Raw genomic sequence first — 21813 nt, 5'->3', positions numbered from 1 at the left:
TTTCCCAGTATGTAAGACCCCTTGTAGACGACGAGGTTGATAGGTTCGAGGTGGAAGTGCGGTAACGTATGCAGCTGACGAATACTAATCGGTCGAGGGCTTAACCAAAATTCCTAAGAGTATTACCTTACGTTGAAGTTTCGTATCTAGTTTTCAGGGAATAATATTCCTACTGTGGCGATCGTGGCGAAGGGGTTAACGCACCGGTTTGTGGATCCGGCATTCGTGGGTTCAAGTCCCATCGGTCGCCCTTTTCCCTTATCTAATGGGGATTAGCCAAGCGGTAAGGCAACGGACTTTGACTCCGTCATGCCTAGGTTCAAATCCTAGATCCCCAGTATACACAAGCGGTCGTGGTGGAACGGCAGACACACCATCTTGAGGGGGTGGCGCTCACAAGGCGTGGGGGTTCAAATCCCCCCGACCGCATCCCAGCTTTAACAGCTCGAAACCCTTGTTGCATAAGGGTTTTTTCTGTTTTATAACAGATGGAATGAATGCGGTCCTGAAAACCAATATGTCATTTTTGGTGATTGGCCAGATTCTTTGGAACATTAAGCTGTGAACCAGAATAATTTCATTAATTTTAATAAGAAATCCTTACTTGCCTTCTTAATTTGTTGGCTTTGTGGGGATTATTTGTATTTTGCTTCTAAAGTAAGTAGTTGATCCTTAACAAAGAAGGATCTTTTGAAATTTAGCTTGCATAGCTAATACGTCGCTGAAATATAATAAACCAAACAAGTGTTCCTGTTCTTTCTGATTGTCAATCGTTTAACGCTAGCGTTGAAAAAGCGACACATCTAGGTCTCGAGAAGTTACCCGTTGTTGTCGCTAGCGATCCTGCGCGAAGAACTGGCATCATACTAGCCGCGTGTCCCATCGCTAAGAGTTTTGGTGTTTCAACAGCACAAAGACTTGGTGAAGCTCTTCAATTGTATCCGAATGCTATAGTAATGCGTCATCACATGCAACGATATATTGACGTATCACTCGCTATTACTGATATTTAGAAACGTATACGGATCTAGTTGAGGTGTTATAAATCTTTATTAACGACTACGAAAGCCTGCGATAAGGCGGCCGCGAAGAGTTCTATATCAGTTAATAACGATTTGTTCATAGTAAAACCTCCGGAATCTATTCGCATTTATAGACAATCTGTCTAAGACTATTCGATCGACTTCTTTCTCTCGTTACTTGTTGGAGAAGGGAAAACCTCCTATAATAGGAAAGCAGAGTTGAGAGGCGCCTTAAGACTACTCATGAGGCGCGTACAGACCAAAAGAATAATGGAGGATTAGACATGACACGAATACTGAACTTCATATACAACCTCCCTTTTAAAACGAAAGTGATGACATTCTCTTTACTCCTGGGTATTCTCCCCGTCCTACTGATCGGAAGCATCTCTTCCTCCATGAACTCGAAATCTATGCAAGATGAAGTAGATCTCAATCAACAAGTAGTCCTTAAACAAGTTGAAAACAAAATCAACAATCTGTTCTTAACATTAAATATTTCATCCATTGCTCTAGCAACGGACGTGACTATCCAACGATTCGTGAGATCGGGGCCCTCCGATGAGGATCTCAACACATATTGGGAAATGATAGATGCAATTGGGCGGCAACGCAGTCTGTCTACAATCCCATTTAGTACAACCTTGCTGATTAATAAATACAATTTTATGTACTCCAATTATTATGAGAATGAAACACTTCGTAACTTCGGTTATGAAACGATCTTGAAGCAACTAAAACCCGTTTATAATAGTTCATTTATCGTTCCGCCTAAAGTGTATCCTGGGCAAAAGGACCTGCTCTTATTTCGCCCAGTCCCCCTTAATAGTGACTATAGTGAAGGTGTAGTAATCATCCATGTTGATGTTAACAATTTAAACAAATTCATTGGTTCCCTTGAGCTTGGGGAAGGAAGAGAACTGTTCATCATCGATAAAAAAGGTAGAATTGTCGTTAGTCGAAGTGTTAACGATATTGGAATGGATATTCAATTAATCCCGGGATTACATGAAATATGGAGTTCTTCTGAGGAATTATTACATACTGTATCGTTTAAAGATAATAAGTACGCGGTATCCGTGCAAAAATCCGCTTTAAACGAGTGGACTTATGTGGCCCTGACTCCATTAGAAACGATACAAAAAAGGTCACAACAAATACGTTACGTCACTTGGTTGATTCTTGGTATACTGGTCATTGTCACTTCAGCAATCGCTCTGGTTGGAACTAAACAGATCTTTAGCCCAGTGGAACAGATGCAGCAATCACTATTTCATAAAATGGCCGACTCTCGGGAGAATATCGAACCAAAGAAAAGAAAAGGTCTGATTCTGTTTCTGCGAAATCTGGAGACTTCCTATGATAGTTTGAAGCTTGAATTGAGGGAGCATAAGTCTCAGGCTATCGATAGCTTTTATAATCAATTACTGCGAGGAGATCTTACGGACGCTAGTATACAGAACAATCTTAAACATCTGGACTTGTCGCTTCAAGGTCCTTGGTTCTCTGTTGTGGTATTAGAAGTTGATGATCGGCTTCGATTTGACCAAGAGTACAACACTAAGGATCGTGCTTTGATTTATTATGCTTTGGGAAATGTCGCAGAAGAAGTCATTGGTTCCTTATTTTTATGTGTCGCAGTGACTCACCGGTCAGGGCAGCTGGTTCTCATAATCGGAAGCAGAAGCCAAGGAGAAAAAACAGAAAAGCAACTTCAACAATTATTGGAGAAATACCGCGATAATGTCACTGAATATTTCAAATATACCATCAGTCTTTCTGTTAGCCCGCTTTACTACGATTATAACTGTATTAGCGTGGGTTATGAAAAAGCGCTAACCTTATTTAATTACCGATTTTTAATGGGCAGCAACAAGATAATTAGCGAAGAATCCATCGAATTTACATTGGAACACTCTGGAAAGTTGTCCATCAAAATGTTGAAAGAAATCAACACCTACCTGATGGAGGGGAACGAGAGAGCGGCCGTCGAAATCTTGGATAAACTGATTACTAAAATCCCCAACTCAGTCAATAGTTCCGCTACTGTTCTGGGTTTATTCTCCTATATGTTAGGGGAGTTGGAATTCATGCTAGAAGAGAGAGGGCATTCTCTGGAAGACCTATTCGAACAAAATCTGTTCAAGCAATTATATCGATTCGATACATTAAAAGAGGTGGAGAACTGGCTGATAGCCGAGTTATTCCCGACTATTACGAAACAAATAAACACGCTGCAGACCTCTTCGAAGGAAAAGCTAGTTCAGAACGTGCTTAATTATATTCATGATCATTTCGATAAGGAATTGACCTTACAGTCCGCTGCCGAACACTTTGAGGTTTCCTCGTCTCATCTGAGCCGTGTGTTTAAAGAAGTAACCGGTGGGAAATTCAATGACTATGTAATCACTTATAAAATGAATCAAGCCAAATTCTTACTCGAGAATTCAGAACTATCGAATAAAGAGATTGCTGAACGACTCTGCTATTCATCTGTTCAAAATTTCACGCGTATTTTTAAAGAAATTATAGGGGTGCCTCCCGGTGAATATAGGAGAATATCTAGAAAAAGTGATGAACTAGACTGAGGTTTTCGTAATTCAATTTACGATGACGTTTCAGCTGTTTTTCGCTTTATCTTTTTATGTTTCATTGTTTATCTTTTTTTGATATCTTTCTAATTGAAATGGAGAATTGTTCTGTTACCCTTCCTAAGGTATTGTAATGCCTGTATTCTAATTACCCGAAACAGAAAGGGAGTTATCCAATGAACAGAAAGAAGCTCACGACGGTACCTATTGTACTTACTCTTATTGGAACGATGCTGTTAGCTGCATGCAGCAGCGAATCAGGAACTTCAGCTGACGGTGGGAAAGCGACGGATTCAGGAGCTGCGCAACCCCCCAAGAAAATAAGTATTCTTCTGTCCCACGCTCTTGCCAAGTATGCCGTGCAGGTTAAACCTCAAGATGATATGTATGTGAAGGAAATGTCACGGTTATCCGGGTATAACTTGAATGTTGAGTTCCTTGGTCATAGTAATGATTTTACCCAGCAAATGACCGTTCGTTTCGCTTCAGGCGACCTTCCCGATCTGCTCCGTACGGATAGCATTAACTCTTCGATGCATCCTGGGGCTGTTCAAGAAGGCGTATTTACTGACCTGACTGCTCTTATCGATCAGTACGGACCGAATATCAAAAAGAATATACCTGCAGAAGTATGGAAAAGCCCTCGAGTTTCTAAGGATGGAAAAATATATGGAATTCCTACGTTAAATGCCCTACCTAATGGACAAGTTGTGTATATACGACAGGATTGGTTAGATAAATTGAACATGTCACAACCCAAAACATTGGATGACTACTTGAAATATTTCGAAGCTGTCAAAACAAACGATATGAATGGTAATGGTGACAAGAATGACGAGTACGGCTTTTACGTTCGTGAAAATCTTTTTTTCAGCAGTATGTTCTTCAAAGAATTCGGTTATAGCCCAATAGAATGGACCTTCCGAGATGGCAGCTTCCAACCTGGGATGATCCAACCGGAAATGAAGGAAGCTTTAAAGTTCTGGAAATCACTTTACGACAACAAGTATATTAACCCGGATCTCTTTACCAAGAAAGGTGCTGACTGGCTAGCGGATATCAACAATGGTAAAGCTGGCAGTTGGCTTCATGATGTACCGAATTACCCGACGAACTGGTATCCTGAGAAATTCGTTAATGAAAAGAATGTGAAAATAAGTATGATTTCTCCGGCAAGCGACGGGAAGGCACAGGGACTGGTACCGTTTCTTGATCCAATTTACTTTGTTTTTGCAATTCCAGCTAAATCCAAGAATGCGATTGATGTTATCAAGTTGCTTAACTGGGCATGGTCGGATGAGGGGGAAAAATTCTTCAATTTCGGTGTTAACGGAAAAACCTATACAGAAGAGAATGGGAAAGTCTTATGGGATCCCAACTCTGCGATCAACAAAGAAAATGATGCATTTCAATTTCACCAAATGTCTTTGAATTTACGTGGTGACGGTCGTATGAACGATAAATTATTAGCTGCCACAAAAGGTGCGGAAATTCTAGTTGAAGGCAGTAAGACAGCGAAATCCGTTGCTTTTAAGAATGAGAGTGTGAACATGCCTGCCCTCACATCGTTAAGCACCCATCCAGAGTTAGTACCAGGTACAAACGCAGGAACCTTATTCCTCGACATGTTCGCTAAAGTCATTACTGGAAAGCTAACGGTTGACAAAGGATTCGATGATTTTGTAGCTGAGTGGAAATCGCGTGGAGGAAACGCCGTAATCAAGGAAGCTACGGATTGGTACAATGCTTACAATAAAAAATAATAATTGAATAAATAAAGAGAGTTACCCAATAATTCCAGCCCGAATACGGGCTGGATCATATTACACAAGGGAGGGATAGGTAATTGTTAAGAAGAATTCAATCCAACGATGCCTTGCTGCTCTTTCTCATCGCACTACCTGGTTTACTGCATTTCATCGTATTTAAATATATCCCAATGGCGGGAAATGTTATAGCTTTTCAGGACTATAATTTATTCAGAGGCTTTTGGCGAAGTAATTGGGTTGGTTTTGGGCATTTCGCCAATATGTTCACTTACGCCGAATTTTATCAAATAGTAAGGAATACGCTATTGCTCAGTTTGTATTCCTTGTTTTTTGGATTCCCGGCGCCACTTATCTTAGCGTTGTTACTTAACGAAGTTAGATTAATGTTAGTGAAACGATCTGTGCAAACACTCTTATATCTCCCTCATTTTTTATCATGGGTCATTGTTGGCGGAATATTTATTGATTTGTTGTCGTCTGACGGTTTCATGAATAGTCTCTTGGGAGCATTAGGTTTACCCTCGATTGATTTTATTACAACACCTGAGTTTTTCAAAGGCATCCTTGTCAGCATTGGCATATGGAAAGAAGTTGGTTGGGGGATGATCATTTATCTTGCCGCTTTGAGCGGAATCAATCCCAATCTGTATGAGGCCGCTATGGTGGATGGAGCTGGACGATGGAGACAAATGTGGAGTATAACAATCCCTTCATTGTTGCCAGCGATTATTATCCTATTCCTTTTGCAAGTTGGTCATGTGATGGATTCAAACGTCGAACAAGTATTGGTCTTCCTGAATCCCTTGGTTAGAGATACTGGTGAAGTGATTGACACCTACGTGTATAGGGTAGGTCTTTTAAGTTCTCAGTTCAGTTATTCGACAGCCATTGGCATATTTAAGTCAGTGTTAGGTCTTGTACTGATTACGAGTCTCAACTACTTAAGTAGAAAGTCCACCGGGGAAAGCATCTATTAGATTTGATCTTCATGAAGGGAGGAACATTTGTGACAAATTCGAATAAAGAACGCATATTTCAATTGATTATAAGTTTACTCCTGATTCTTTTCAGTTTGTCTATGATTGCTCCGATGATCCATCTTATGGCTATTTCCTTCAGCGCGCCCCTTTATGCTGGAGCTAAGCAGGTTGCGTTTTGGCCAAAAGGCTTCAATCTGGAAGTTTATCGGACGATCTTGGAGATGGATTCACTTTGGCGCGCAATGTCTGTCAGCCTTTACATCACCGTATTTGGTACTATCATTGCTTTGTTCTTCACCTCAACACTCGCTTACACCCTAGCTCGACCTGCTATGCCTTACAAGAAACTGATTTTGAATGGAATGATCGTTACTTTCATTTTTGCGGCACCTTTAATCCCCAGTTACTTGTTGATTAAATCTTTGCATATGGAAAATACGTTATGGGCTTTGATGATACCCGGTGCACTTGGCGCATTCAACGTTATTATTATGAAGTCGTTTTTTCAAGGTATCTCTTCCGAGATGTTCGATGCTGCCAAAATTGATGGCTGTCATGAATTGAGCATCTATATACGTGTGGCCATCCCGCTTTCTAAGCCAGTTATTGCTACGATCGCACTCTTTCATGCGGTTAGCCAGTGGAATTCGTATTTCTCTGCGCTCATCTATATTCGTGATAAGAACCTACTTCCGGTACAAGTCATACTGCGAAATTTGGTCATCGAGGATTCGGGTAATACCTTGTCACAGATAAGTGCTGTAGATACAGTTGCAGCAGCAACTCCAGAAATGATGAAAGCCGGTGTCATTCTATTCGCAACGCTTCCCATTTTATTGTTTTATCCGTTCCTGCAAAAGTATTTCGTTAAAGGAGCCATGTTGGGCTCTCTCAAAGAATAAATGCAGAAGATCATTCGTACAACAATGGAGGGGTTTGATATGAAAAGCGAAAACTATATGGAATTAACAAATGATGGGGCTTGGTGCTTTTTTGCCGATCCTAGAGCGGTCCATTATGTTGGAAAACACAATAGAACATATATCGGGTGGCTGACACAAGCTGGCGATGTGATGATTGGCACTTACGATCACCATGAGGATACCATCGTTTCGATGAGCATCAAGAAAAGCCTGCAAATCGATGACCATGCTAATCCATCGTTATTCATAGCTGAAGATGGGCGTGTGACAATCTATTATTCAGCTCATAATGGGGAGAATATGTTCTTCAGAACGATGGAAAACCCCGAGGATATCACTTCTTTTGGTGCAGAATCCGAGCTACCGTACAATACAGAAGGCTCCTTTGGGTATACGTATTCACATCCCATTTATATGAAACAAGAGCAATTGCTTTATTTATTTTGGCGAGGTGGTAATTTTAAACCTAATTTCAGCACGAGCAGCGACGGGAAAACCTGGACTGAGCCCACAACGTTAATTTCTGGAGATGGCGCCCGTCCTTATATAAAGTATACTTCTCACGGGGATGATACAATTTGGTTCGCTTTTACGGATGGTCATCCAAACGCTGAATTAAAGAACAGTATTTACTGTGCATCCTTAAATGCTGGGGTTATTCGCCATGCTGACGGGAGAATGATTACAACGAGCGATGATCTTCCGATGCTCCCCAAAGAAGCGGATATGGTTTACGATGCCGGCTCTCACGGGACAAAGGCTTGGATCTGGGATATCGCCACCTATCAGAATGGCAATCCTGCCATCGTTTATACTGTCTTTCTTTCTGATACGGATCATCGGTACTACTACAGCTACTGGAATGGAAAGTCATGGGATAATCACGAGATCACATCCGGTGGCTCCTGGTTTCCACAAACACCAAAGGGCTCTGTCGAGAGCGAACCCTATTATTCAGGCGGCATCACGCTGGATCATCTTAATCCTTCCAATGTATACCTCTCGCGTTCAGTGAATGGGATATTTGAGATTGAGCATTGGCATACACCCGACTATGGGGTAACGTGGACGTCCACTGCAATAACTGCAGGGTCCACGCAACACAATGTAAGGCCTATCGTATCCCGCAGAGTCGACAATAAACCTGGTATTCTTCTATGGATGTGCGGCGATTATGTCCACTACACTCAATACCAAACAGCACTAATAATGAAACTGCTTGACCAGTAAGCACACAGAAAAGGTGAAACCACACAATGAGTGAAAGAGCATTGACTGTAGCCGTACTAGGAGCCGGAGCTATTGCCACCGATCATTTTGATGCTATCCAATCAACCCCGGGATTTGCCGCATGTGCAGTTGTTGATATCCAATTGGATAAAGCAAAGGAAATTGCAGCTCGATATGGCATACAAGCTTATCAAAACTATCGAGAAATGATCGAGCAAGAAAAACCAGACGTGGTGACTATCGCTTTACCTCACTATTTACATAAAGAATCAGCAATTTTTGCTGCCAAGCATGGTTGTCATCTGATGATAGAGAAGCCTATGGCTTTATCAATATCGATATGCGATGAGATCATAGAAGCTGCCCAATCAGCCGATGTTCGAGTTCTGATCGGTCATACCCAACACTATATAGCAGAAAATATACTCGCCAAAAGTATTATTCAAGGGGGCGATTTAGGACAAGTCGTCATGATTAACGATGTGCGACATGTGGACTATTTTAGAGATTCACGACCAGATTGGTTTTTGGAGAAGAAGAAGTCTGGAGGGGGCATTCTAGCTAATCTAGGCACACATTCTATTGATAAAATCCAATGGCTTACGGACAGTACCGTACGTAAAGTGAATGCCTCTGTCAGTTTTCATGGGCGAAGGGGTGACGTGGAAGGGAGCGGCGTCATTTATCTTGAGCTTGAGAACGGCATTCCTGCAACAATTGCTCAGTCCGGTTACCCAGGAGCATCACGCAACGAAACAGAAATCATTTTCACAGATGGCATGCTGAAGTTGCTCACTGGCGACAGCTTATGGATCAGCCGTGGAGGCGGGTATGAGCAACTGGAAGTACCGGATATGCCGACTCCCTTCCAGTTGCAATATACTGATTTGCTCACTGCCATCCGAACTTACACCGAACCAAGCTGTCCTGCTGTCTACGGGCGGGGAGTTATCGCAGCATTGGAGATGGTATATCGTTCGACGGAAACCGGTAAGGAACAGATCGGCCATCTCAAATTTTAAGCAAAGTGTGTTTGGCGATTCATTGAAAAGGTTCCCCCACCATCGTGGCAGTGAGTGTGGCGAGTGTTCCTGGCTATGAGAGGGTCATTAGAGGGCAAGTCATTGCGTCATGCTTGCTGAACTCAAGATTTCAGCCTCCTTAGCCTACCGTCACATCTTCCCAGAAGTAATATCGATGATTGCATCTGGCAGACTTAATGTAAAGCCAGTAATTACAAAAAAATATCATTAGAAAACATTGTAGAAGACGGTTTGGAATTGCTAATGAAAGACAAAAGTCAATCCAAGATTTTAGTCAAAATGCAATCATAACAAAATACCATTGAAAATCCCGAATTGGCGCATTAGCCCAATAATCGGGATTTTTTCACATTACTTTTGATAAGATTCCTAAAAGATAATAAACCAATCATTAAAGTAACTTCATAAAAAAAAGGAGCTACATTGCGCAAATTCCTTTAGCTATAGTTTTCCGAGGGAGTTTAGCCTCCGCTGGCTTTGTACAATAACATAATGACCGGCTCTATTTTATGTAACACTGTGGCTCTAATATACTGAAATGTTCAGACAGTGTGGCTTTTTTTGTCCCCTTGAGGTACACAGAAGGTTATTTAGTATGTCCTAACTGATATCATTATAACTTCAAGGGCAGAGTTTTTTCGTCGGTAAATTGGGCGCTGTTTTGTTTTCCGGTATGCAGCATCCGTAACTAATATTGATATGTATTTCCAACCGATCCAATATTTCTTCGATGGAATCGAGAAGAAGGCACCGGCAGACCAGCAAGGATTAATATACTTAGGACTACATATGTACCAATTCTTTTTGTATTGGAAGCACCCGGTAAATAAGTCGGATATGATGGACTTACGATGAATTCCTCTTAAAGGGAAATCAATCATACGAGGTTTGAAGCACTTTTGGTGCCAGAGAATAGCTGGAGTGCGTCCGCAAATACCCACTAGCAATTCCAGAATTAATGGAGATAATTGAACTAAAATATACCCAATAGCTGCATTCTGAAGCATTTGCATCCCTTTCTCTCGGTTCCCAACCATTATGAATAAGCAGCCTCCGGCGATCATAACACCAGCAATCGGATAAGATAGCGATTGAATGAGGTTATTAAGTGGATCGAACGCATGAAGAATTTAGCCCTTAACTGCTTCGGACATAACAGCCATGGCTGGAACTGCTTCGGTGACGATAGGGGCCGCGGTAGTTACTTGCCCTTCCCAGAGTTCCTGCTTTCAAATCATCGACCTTCCAATTATGATGGAAACTTTCATTTCTTGCATATTAGTACTTGTTGGCTAGTGGGGATTTTTCTTTGGAAGCTTCTTTAAAAAGATTCTATTTTATGACGGGTTTCGCGCTTTTTTTGCAATTTGAATAGACCCCGATCGACTCGAAAAAAAAAGTCCCTAGTTATTTTGTACTAGAAAGTCCTTGTTTTATCAGCAAAACTAGAATTATAGGAATATTTTCAAAAAAATAATGTATCAGACAACAACCGACTGTATCTTCAACTTGACTCGTTTATTATCTTCTTAGTGATACTGTTTGTCCGATTCACTTCTTCATGAACGCTTATTCGCTTATGTTCATCTGAAGTGAGCCAAATAAACAATCTATCCAATCTTAATATCCATAATGTCGGTTATATACGACAAATCTCATGGCGGGGTCCGGGCCAATCTCTTATTTATGCTGACTCTTCCGAATACCACTGTTGATGCGTTCAAATCATCTGAGATTGCGATGTCCTTTTTAACAGGTATGGGAATTATCAAGATGGGGGGCTTAATACGACGCTAAGGTAGAATGCTTTTTGTTGCTTTTTTAGTAAGGTCAGTTCTTGCAACTGCGGAAGTACTTCTAAAAGTCTAGTAAATACATACCTGATCCTTCATAAGAAATCTTATCGAAAATAAAAAAATAATATTGGAGTGATAGTGGTTGTCAACGATTTTTAAGAAATGCTTATTAGTATTATTAGCGGTTATAATTTCAATTCCAGGATTATCACTATCAACTACGAGTGCCCTGACCTTCGAGTTATATGTTAGTGCTCAAAAAGATCCAAGTCACGGTCAATGGGAGAATTCTAATTTAAATGTAAGTGCTGGAGAAACGCTCTTGGTAATAAGCAGTGGTTTAGCAAAATTTGATCCTCATTGGAATCTTACCAATCCGGATGGATATTTCTATGACAATACTCAAAAATTCGATCCTTCTACTATACTTCCCAATGCTCCAGTAGGTGCTCTAATAGGTGCAATTCAAACAGAAAATGGTAATATAATTTCCAAGTTTCTTTTAGGAAGCAATTACAATTTAACAGTCCCACATTCAGGAAGATTATTATTAGCTTATAATGACGTACCTGGTCAGTATTCGAATAATGGAGGAGGATATCAAGTTCAAATCAATACCATTTCACAACTTGACAGCATTTCTTTAGCGTTAAGTAATGTTAATTTAAAGATAGGTGAAATTTACCAAACAGTTGTCACAGCTACATATTCGGATAACACAACAATAGATGTAACAACACAAGCCCATTACTCGCTGTTGAATAACGAGGTTGTTAGTGTAAATACGGAGGGGTTTGTAACTGCAATTGGTGAAGGATCAGTCGTAATGACTGTTACTTATCAGGGTAAAATAACGGAAGCCTTAATAGAGGTTCAGAAGCAGTCGCTTGATCCACAAATAACAGGCGTCTCACTGGATACAACAAACTATAGTTTAGTAGTTGGAGAAACCCATCAAACTGTCGTAACTGCTACTTACTCTAATAATACAAAAGTTAATGTAACGAATATGGCTTTATATTCGGTTTCAAATACTGGTGTAATAAAAGTGGCTAGTGACAATACTATATCCAATGGATTGGTAACGGCTATAGGAGAAGGAACATCAGAAATTAAAATCAGTTATCAGGGATATACTGCTCGAGCTAGTGTTACCGTAAGTAAGCCAATTGAAACAAGTGGAGTAATTGCAGGTAAGGTTATAAACAGTAATCGTATTCCGGTTCAAGGCGCTCGAGTTGAGGTAAGTGCAAGTCTAGGCCAGGACGGGTACACATTTACGGATGCTGATGGGAATTATGTGTTCTCGAACCTCGACTCCAATACCTATACCCTTTACATTACTGCGAACGGGTATACGAACCAAACGAAAGATAGTGTGATCGTCACATCTGGACAAGCGACCATTGTCAATATTGTACTGGCATCAATAGGTGTCAATATACCAGTCCAAAGCATCATTATGGACAAAACAGAGATATCATTGCAAAGAAGCCTTGCTGTTCAAAAGCCTACATTCCAAATCAATGCTCTCGTTTTGCCTGTGAATGCTACAGACACATCAATCGTCTGGTCTAGCGATGATCCATCTGTGGCAAGTGTAGATCAAGACGGAGTTATTACGGCTTTGTCTGTTGGCGACGCTAATATTAAAGCAATGACTCCGGATGAAAGTGTCAAAGCATTTGCAAATATAATCGTAATGGAAGATATGGTCCCACCTATGATTCAAAATATCTTACCAGAGAGTAGTACGATAGTGGGAGCGCATCCAACTATAACTGTACAGGCTGCAGATAATGATGAAATATCCGAAATAGAGTTGTACGAACGTCCCTTTGCTCGTCCAACAGTAGAATGGGTCAAGGTAGATTCGGAGGAAGTACATCGGAATTCGGGAACTGTTTCATTTCGTTGGCAAACAGATAGTCATCAGGATGGAACCTATGATATTTTAGCCAAAGCTATTGATAGGGCCGGAAACACTAGTGAACCGAAAATGATCGAAATCGTTTTAGATGTCTCACCTCCCATTAGGCCAATAGTTACAGCTACAGCGAGTGTAAAAAAGGTTAATTTAAGCTGGGCGTCAGGCGGAGAGGCTGATCTTGATCACTTTATTATTATGCGAGGAACTTCACCGGGCGGACCATACCAGGTTATTGCCCAATCGAAAGATAGTACCTATACGGATAGCTTACTTCAACCAGATAAAACCTATTATTATGTCATAGAGGCTATGGATAAATACAACAACAGCAGTAGCAGCTCAGAAATAGAAGCTGTCCCAACTGATAGTATTGTGATTGCTCCCGTAGTAAACGTTGGGGATGACCTGACCGTCGCGGCCGGAAACGCAGTTGAATTTAGAGCTATATTGGAGGCGGGGGAACCGATTTCTTATCATTGGGATTTCGGAAATGGAGCTACTGCGGAAACTGAGATGCCGTCCTATACCTTTGCCCAGGCAGGAGTCTATATCGTCACATTAACAGTCACGGATGCGTTGGGCAATCGAGGAGCGGATCAGTTGACCTTGACCGTCGTGCCACAGGATAAGGTAAGTAAGCTTCGCGTGCAGGTTGTGGACGATGATACTGGACAGGCTCTGCCGTTCGCCGTAGTCATGGCGTTATCCGCAGATGGCACATCACAGAAATTCACTGCTGATGAGCGTGGTCTGGCACTGGTCGTAACAGAGCATGAATCTTATCGAGTGGCGGCGTATACACGAAACTATTTGCCTAAGATGACGAATGTAACGATAAAGGTACCGGAAACATTAGATCTTACGGTGCGACTCCAGAAAAGTCAGCTTGTTAGTGGTGACTTGAATGTCAAACAAATGACGCTGCAAGAAATTAAAGATGCAGGAATCGATGTAACAAATGCAGATAATCAGTGGGTTTACCGCTTTGAGGTTCACCTGCATTTCTTACCAAAACCATTGGTGTTTCCGGTTAATGGTCGAGGAGTACCTGTGGGATTGGGGGGACAATTTCCAAATGTAATCCCAGTACCGGGAGGAGGCAGCATATATCCGGTCTTAATACCATTCAAGGATCATCCTGAGGTAGCTCCAACGCTTGGCTATCTGGTTATCCCTGGTGAGGTAAGTTGGTTAAAAGAGTTTTTTGAAATTGGCATGGTTATTCAAAATGCGGCTGATCCACAATTTGTTATTGACGATGCTTCAGTAGATTTGAAGCTGCCAGTTGGACTCACCTTGATGAGTACCGGGCAGGGCTCCAGTCCAGCAAGCTTGAGCTTGGGCTCGATTGCGGGTCAGGAGCAGAAAGAAATCAAATGGGTTGTGCGTGGTGACCAGAAAGGTAACTATCAGATCGGCGCTGAATTCAAGGGTGTGTTACAGCCGTTTAATGAACAGGTGAATACGATGTTCAGCACGACCAAGCCATTCCATGTTTGGGGTGACGACGCCATAAAGATGACTGTATACGCCCAATCTCAGGCTGAAAAAGGATACCCGTATCGAGTCCGATTTGATCTAAGCAACGTGTCGGATACGACTATATACAACTTTAACTTTAGCCTGCAGCAGGGTGGGGCGCAAAATTTTGTATACGTTTCCGGACCATTGAGGCAGTCTATATCAGAGCTTCCAGCAGGACAAACGAAAACTTTCGAATACACATTAATACCAACACTTTGCGGATGTCTGGACTTACCGGGATCATTTGTAGCTAAAACGGGTGGAAATGCTGATATCCAGACGGAAATTAAGTCAATGGTAGGGCCAACATATGATGAATGGCGTACACCCATCTTTCGGCAAAGCTATGAAGGTGGGGATGTGGTCAAGTTAACGTGGGGAGTAGTAAAAGACTCCAAGGTTAAAACGTACAAGATTTATAAAGTAACAGATGATCCAGAAAGTCCTTTACTTTTAATGCATACCCTGACTCCAGATGAGATGAAAAACAAACTTGTAAAACCACTAATTAGTACGCTTGAACCATTTTATGAAATTGAACTTCATGTTGGGCCGAGCGAGAACGATCGTTTCGTGGTAGTCACGGTGTTTGATGATGAACGCGGAGAACAGCCACAGCACTTGATGGATTGGTATGGGTTTGAGCCTGCGACTCCTTCGGTTATTTTACCTGGTGGCGGCATAACCGGAAGACCTGTCCCTCTGATCAAAACCAGCGGACGCAATTCAATCGAATATTCGCTGATTCCAACAAGCAGGGGGAAAGGCTGGGAGCATAACTTTAACACCCATTTAACCCGCTACGAAGATGGGAGTGTAAGAGTCATTTGGAATGACGGAAGCAGCAATTTGTACAATCCGGATCCGAATGGACATTATGTTTCCAATCAGGATACTGCCCGGCATGATCAGTTTGTTAAAAATGAGAATGGAACCTTCTTGCTGACTCGTCCTAGCTTTGAGAAATTTAGGTTTAAGCAAGATGGCCGATTAGCGGAAAAGGCGGATCCTCATGGGTTTGTACAGAAGCTTGATTACGATGCGCTGGGGCAACTTGTTCGAATCACGGACACTACATTTCAGCAGTGGGTGGAGATCAAATATACGGACAAAGGGTTGCCTAATCTGATTCAGGATAATCGTGGCAGACAAGCTGTACTGAATTATAATGCAAAAGATCAGCTGGAAAATCTCAGGGATATATGGGGAACAACGCTGAGCTACGCTTATGACGATCAAGGACGGCTAAATCAAGTCACCGATACAGCAACGCAGGACAATAAGAAATATGAGTATGATAATAAAGACCGAATATCTGCGATGTACCAAAATGGACAGAGCAATCCAAGCAGATTCAGTTACGAACTAGGTGGGGATGGATCCAGTCGAATTAAATTAACCGATCAGCAAGGATTAACAAATGTATTCATTTATAATAATGTAGGTCAATTGCAGAGCTCAACAGATCCAGAGCAAGGTGTCATACGGTATGAATATGATGAGCATGGCAACATGGCCAAATCGATCAATGTATTCGGTAAATCCTCCAATTACGAGTTTGATGCAAACGGTAATATGAAAAAAGCAACCAATCCGTCCGGCCAGTCTATCTCATACGAGTACGATGATAAGGGACATGTGCTGGCAGAAGTGGATCACCTTGGGGGCAGATCCGTTTACACCTACGATAGTTTGGGGGATATGACGAGTATGATATCTCCTGAAGGCAAGATAACAAGAATGGAGTACGATGATCGCCATAATCTCGTATCCACAACGAGTCCGAGCGGCAGCAAAATGACGTATTCCTATATCAATGGCGTGATTCAAAGCATAACCGATGCTGGCGGCGGCAAAACCTCCTATACATACGATGTTTTTGGGAATGTAGTTTCTGTGACGAATGCCCTCGGTAAAAAAGTAATGTATTCTTATGACGCGTTTGACCGGGTGTCCGAAATGACAGATCCGCTCGGGAATATGCAAAGGTTTGAATACGATAGGCATGGCCAGTTAATTAAACGAACGGATGCGAAAGGTAATGTCACGCAGTATGCATATACAAAGAACGGATTGCTGGCCAGTGAAACGGATGCATTCAATAGCAAGAAAACCAATCACTATGACAGTGAGAACCGATTGGTGATGACGGTTGACGTAGCTGGAAATAGCACCAAATGGGCGTATGATGGTAACGGGAGAGTAATTCAGGAAACGAATGCGTTTGGGCAAGTCAAAAGGTTTGAATATGATGCTTTTGGAAATGTAATCGCAGAGGTGGATCCTAATGGCGTAAGGCAGGAAGTGCGAGCTTACGATGATGCGGGGAACTTGACACAGGTTGTCAATGCTAAAGGTTTTACTAGGAAATATGAGTATGATGCATTAAATAGGCTTGCCAAGAGTTTGGATCCATTAAATAGAGTGACGCAGTATCAGTACGATGCCATGGGACGGCATGTGGTCACGGTAGATCCATTGAATGGCGTAGCTCGTCAGGCTTTTGATGCGGATGGCAATCGTACTGAAATAATGGATCCAAACGGAAATCAAACGATATTCCAGTATAATGTCGCTGGTAGAGTAACAGAGGTTCAGAATGCAACGGGCGGCAAATTGCAGTATGAATACGATCAAGCAGGTCAGGTCACTAAAAAGACTAATGCACGTGGAGATGTCATCGAAAATCAATATGATGATGCGGGACGCCTAGCCAAAGTGATCAGCAAAGAAGGCCAGAGTGAATTCCATTACGATGCTGTCGGTAATCTGTTATCGCAATCGAATAGTAACGGGACACTACAGTACCAGTATGATGCATTAAATCGTGTAATCGGTTATCAAGATATTTATGGCAATCAAATTGGGTACGCTTACGATGTGTCCGGAAACATGAAAGAATTGACTTATCCGGATGGAAAGAAAGTGTACTATGAGTATGATGCTTTAAAGCGATTGACCAAAGTAACGGACTGGGCTGCACGTACTACGACATATGCTTATGATCAGCGTGGAAAACTCGTAGAAACCAGACGCCCTGAACGTTCCGTGGAAAGACGAGAATACAATTCGCTCGGCGAATTAGTCCGACTTATGGACACGGCTGCCAATGGTAATATCATTCATGATTTTAAATACGAATACGATGGTTCGGGTAGTGTGGTGAATGAGAATGTTGCTTTTCAACCAGATCCGAACATCCCCGACAAAAACGTTCAAATGTCATATGGACCAGATAATCGAATTGTAAGCTACAATAACAGCCTTGTTTCCTTTGATGCCGATGGGAATATGATTGAAGGACCGCTTGCTGGCGGCATGTCAGCCTTTGAGTATAATTCCTCTAATCTGCTTATAAAAGCAGGCTCCGCAGCTTATCTATATGATGTAAGCGGTAAGCGTATGGCGGTTACGGAGCAAGGTATTACCACTCGATACGTTGTTGATCCGCTTTCCGTATTAACTCAGGTGTTGATGGAGACGGACGAGAACGGACAACCTAAGGCATATTATGTATATGGTCTTGGTCTTATAGGCTCTGAGTCAAAGGAAGGCACCTATGTCAATTACCATTTCGATAGACGTGGCAGCACGGTAGCTTTGTCGGATGAAGTGGGCGCTGTGACGGATCAATTTCAATACGACCCGTATGGCAAATTGGTTAGACATATCGGCGAGTCAACCACTCCGTTTCAATTTAACGGACGGTATGGTGTTGTTACGGATGCAAACGGGCTGTATTTCATGAAGTCACGTTACTATAGCCCGGAGATAAAGCGATTCATTAATCAAGACGTCTTGTATGGTGATATTGCATCCACTCCATCCTTAAATCGATACGCATTTGCTAACGGGCAGCCGATTTCCTTACTTGACCCCTTCGGGCTATGTGCGTTGGAGGACAGCTGGTCCGAATTGTTCAATCGTGTTTCGGATTGGATCGACGGTCACAAAAATACATTGGGGCTAGTAGCATGGGGATTGACTTTTACGCCTTTGGCGTTAGCAGGTGTGGGTATGAATGGACTTTTGTTCGGCAACTCGTTTATACGTACGGTGCAAGGGAAAAATGACGTTGATGAACTGGTTTGGGATTTGATAGGTATAGGAGCACTAAAGATTGGGACAAGGGTCGTCGCAAGGTCTAGGGATATTACATTTAGATATGAAGTAGATAAAAAAATTAAGGGTAACGCACATATGAATGCTTCGGTTGAATTTTCAATGATTAATGACAAATACAGTAGCTGGGAGGTGCTAAGGTTGCTTCAAAATGAAATACGATCGAAAAGAGCATGGGAGATAGCAGATCAAGCATATCGTAGGTCTAACTATTCCTCAAGCACATTAGAATCCATTTGGAATATTTCAACGCAAGCCGTAGATGATTTTAAAAATTTAAAAATTAAGGAGCTTGTAGGGGCTTATGACGAATGGTTCGATACGACTTTTAGTGAACAGCTTCAATTTGAAAAAAATAAAGCAATTTATCCAAATTATCGAAGATAGTATATGAGGTGAGAAATATTAAAACTTTTCGATTCTGGTTGTTTTTATTTGGCATTTTCTTTACTTTCAATTTCGTAGCTCAAGCTGCTACCTATACGTATGATGAATTAAACCGTCTGAAAAGCGTTACTTATGAAAATGGGATAACCATTAACTACACCTACGATTCTGCCGGAAACCTGTTAAGCGCAACTAAGAGTGCCCAACCGTTACCCCCAAACAATGAGAATAATACACCGTCACCACCCCCACCACAAAGCGGTGGTGGAGGTGGCGGGGGTACTGCAAATAACTATCCTATTTCAGCTTTACATGGTGCAGGATTTACGTTCGATGAGCTGAAAATGATAATTTCTGCAGGGGCAGTAGATAAGGATTTGAAAGTCAATGTAAACAAGATAAGTGATACAGTAATTATTCCAATTAATTCCAATTTACATCTAGTCGGAGACGTTTACGAAGTAAAGGCAGATATTGCAGGCGAGCTTAGTAAACCGGCTACAATTGTTCTTGCTTATGACAAAACGAAGGTAGACTTAAACCAGACCCAAATAGCCATCTATGGTCTGAACTCTGAAACTAGCAGATGGGTGAAATTGGACAATATTACAATAGATACATCAGCGTCTACGGTGTCAGGAACCTTCACTCGCTTTACGAAATTTGCCTTATTCGTCGAAGCATCTGCTTCGTCTGATCCACAGAAGGCAGAGGCTGCTCAATTCGCTGATATCAAAGGGCATTGGGCGGAGGAGAACATTCTAAGTCTTATGAAGTCTGGAGCTATTAACGGGTATGGGGATCAGAGCTTTAAGCCGGATAATAACATTACACGTGCTGAATTTATTGCGATCCTTGTCAAGGCTTTGAAGTTAAGTGCGCCATCTGGGGGAACCTTTAGCGACATAACAGATCATTGGGCTAATTCATGGGTTCTTACCGCCGCGGCACTTGGTATCGTGTCAGGATTCGAGGATGGATCCTTCCAGCCGAATGATTCTATTACGCGTGAACAAATGGCAGCTATCGTGGTTCGGGCTGTTCATCTTCAGTCGACAAGTAAAAGGATCAGCTTTAACGATATCAATGTTATTTCCAATTGGGCAGAGGGATCGCTTGCTGCAGCAGTTGAAAATGGTTTGATGAACGGCTACGAGGATCAAACGGTTCGTCCTAAAGCGAACACGACTCGTGCAGAAGCAACTACAGTGATTCTTAGAGCGTTGTCATTATTTAAAAATAATAAATAACAATGGGGGCATGGCAAACAAAAAGCCTGACGGTTCAACTTCGTCAGGCTTTTTTGGGCTTCAATTCAACACCGGCCTCCGGAGAACCGCCAGATAGTGCCGGTGCTTTCCGGCTACTTCTCAATCTCGTTAATATAGAAATGGGATTCATGACTGAGGGCGATTACAGCAATAAAATGTTCTTTTTATTCTAAAAATTTACATCTAACAAAAGAAGACTGGAAGGAAGAACAGAGAAGATGGCCGGACGGCTGTTCAATAAACTTTCAACCTATTAAGTTTATTGCATCTTGGTTTTAGCGCAGATCGTGAAGCGGGAACTCCAGTCATGCTTGAAATTCGTTTACGCAATTTCCAAAAAAGACTACGGGAAGTGCTCGAATAAATGCTCACAAATTGCTCACACAATACGGTAAAATCCAATGACTTAATATAAATGATGTTACAGTACACTACTGTCATGATGCTGATAACGGTTACAGGAGAAACTCGCGGTCTAAAAATATCTTAAAAATAACAAAATAGATACTTGTTGACGAACTGTTGACGAACTTCGTCCACAAGCAGCAAAGAGCAATCAAATTCAACATAATGATGTTCGTTATTTTCTGGGCTTGGGGGCGTATTATCTAATCGTTTGGGGACACAAAAAACGATTATGATATCTTTTATGTGTTTGGCAGTTTCCAGTTTGACGTACCTGCTCATGTTTAACACACATTCGGTGTGGCTGATTTCGTTTATCTTTTTGCTTGGAGGCGCTGGAGCAGGCTTCGGTACAGCTTCGATGCAACCGGCCTCATTGAACTCTGTTCCCAAACAAATGTCGGGTGTGGCGTCGGGGGTTTATATGACATATCGTTATATGGGCGGTTTACTAGCTTCGATATTCGCAGCGCTGTTCATCGATTACCACTTGTTATTTTATACGCTTTGTGGACTATCTGTCGTAGGAGTCGCTGTTGCTGGGCTGATGTTCGCAAGCGTAGAAACGAAACGTGTACCGATGAAATAAACAGTATCCAATATTTATAATAATCAATTGACACAAAAGGTTTTTTCGAAGCTGCGAGTATTTTGCGATTTTCGCGAAACTCACAGCTTAATTTTTTGTTTAATTATCTTAGCATAACGTTTGAACGTGCAAACCAAGACTCCCCGATTAGTACGTAATTGTCGCAACCACCGCAATACCTAATATAGGCACAAAAAAAGCCGATTAGAAGAGCGCATTCGCACCTGCTTC

8 protein-coding genes, 3 tRNA genes, 1 rRNA gene and 2 pseudogenes are annotated in these 21813 nt (G+C 41.8%); all 14 read left to right on the top strand.

Annotated features, from left to right (window positions below):
• Window positions 1-108, top strand: a 23S ribosomal RNA gene (locus AC58QG_RS30040); the annotation flags it as partial.
• 69 nt (window positions 109-177) lie between these two features.
• Window positions 178-250: transfer RNA gene (locus AC58QG_RS30035), tRNA-His, on the top strand.
• 16 nt (window positions 251-266) lie between these two features.
• Window positions 267-338 (top strand) — tRNA-Gln (locus AC58QG_RS30030).
• A gap of 9 nt (window positions 339-347) precedes the next feature.
• A tRNA-Leu gene (locus AC58QG_RS30025) sits at window positions 348-429 on the top strand.
• A gap of 302 nt (window positions 430-731) precedes the next feature.
• Window positions 732-1039, top strand: a pseudogene (locus AC58QG_RS30020) (Y-family DNA polymerase); the annotation flags it as partial.
• A gap of 267 nt (window positions 1040-1306) precedes the next feature.
• Window positions 1307-3610, top strand: coding sequence for an AraC family transcriptional regulator (locus AC58QG_RS30015; protein ID WP_497365727.1), 2304 nt, complete (start codon window positions 1307-1309; stop codon window positions 3608-3610).
• A gap of 179 nt (window positions 3611-3789) precedes the next feature.
• Window positions 3790-5376: a type 2 periplasmic-binding domain-containing protein gene (locus tag AC58QG_RS30010; protein ID WP_497365726.1), complete on the top strand. Its 1587-nt coding sequence runs from the start codon at window positions 3790-3792 to the stop codon at window positions 5374-5376.
• A gap of 83 nt (window positions 5377-5459) precedes the next feature.
• Window positions 5460-6359: an ABC transporter permease gene (locus tag AC58QG_RS30005; RefSeq protein ID WP_497365725.1), complete on the top strand. Its 900-nt coding sequence runs from the start codon at window positions 5460-5462 to the stop codon at window positions 6357-6359.
• A gap of 29 nt (window positions 6360-6388) precedes the next feature.
• Window positions 6389-7264 carry a carbohydrate ABC transporter permease gene (locus AC58QG_RS30000; RefSeq protein WP_497365724.1) on the top strand — a complete coding sequence of 292 codons (876 nt, stop codon included), beginning with the start codon at window positions 6389-6391 and terminating at the stop codon, window positions 7262-7264.
• A 39-nt stretch (window positions 7265-7303) separates the two neighbouring features.
• A complete protein-coding gene (locus AC58QG_RS29995; RefSeq protein ID WP_497365723.1) occupies window positions 7304-8515 on the top strand; it encodes a BNR-4 repeat-containing protein in 1212 nt (403 codons plus the stop codon).
• A 26-nt stretch (window positions 8516-8541) separates the two neighbouring features.
• Window positions 8542-9537 (top strand): Gfo/Idh/MocA family protein, encoded by a 996-nt coding sequence (locus AC58QG_RS29990; RefSeq protein ID WP_497365722.1) that lies wholly within the window; start codon window positions 8542-8544, stop codon window positions 9535-9537.
• Window positions 9538-11496: 1959 nt separating this feature from the next.
• Entirely contained in the window at window positions 11497-19317 is a 7821-nt protein-coding gene (locus AC58QG_RS29985) for a LecA/PA-IL family lectin (protein WP_497365721.1), read from the top strand.
• Between the two features lie 8 nt (window positions 19318-19325).
• Entirely contained in the window at window positions 19326-20567 is a 1242-nt protein-coding gene (locus AC58QG_RS29980) for an S-layer homology domain-containing protein (protein WP_497365720.1), read from the top strand.
• Window positions 20568-21180: 613 nt separating this feature from the next.
• A pseudogene (locus tag AC58QG_RS29975) lies at window positions 21181-21582 on the top strand (MFS transporter); the annotation flags it as partial.
• Window positions 21583-21813: the final 231 nt, after the last annotated feature.

It is taken from the genome of Paenibacillus sp. J22P169 (assembly GCF_059691995.1).
The sequence above is the reverse complement of the archived record's forward strand: the minus strand, read 5'-3'. Positions and strand labels throughout refer to the sequence as shown.

What these genes read in the sequence shown, in the direction of transcription:
- AC58QG_RS30015 (WP_497365727.1), top strand. Translation starts at nt 1,307, where the DNA reads ATGACACGAATACTGAACTTCATATACAACCTCCCTTTTAAAACGAAA.
- AC58QG_RS30010 (WP_497365726.1), top strand. Translation starts at nt 3,790, where the DNA reads ATGAACAGAAAGAAGCTCACGACGGTACCTATTGTACTTACTCTTATT.
- AC58QG_RS29995 (WP_497365723.1), top strand. Translation starts at nt 7,304, where the DNA reads ATGAAAAGCGAAAACTATATGGAATTAACAAATGATGGGGCTTGGTGC.
- AC58QG_RS29990 (WP_497365722.1), top strand. Translation starts at nt 8,542, where the DNA reads ATGAGTGAAAGAGCATTGACTGTAGCCGTACTAGGAGCCGGAGCTATT.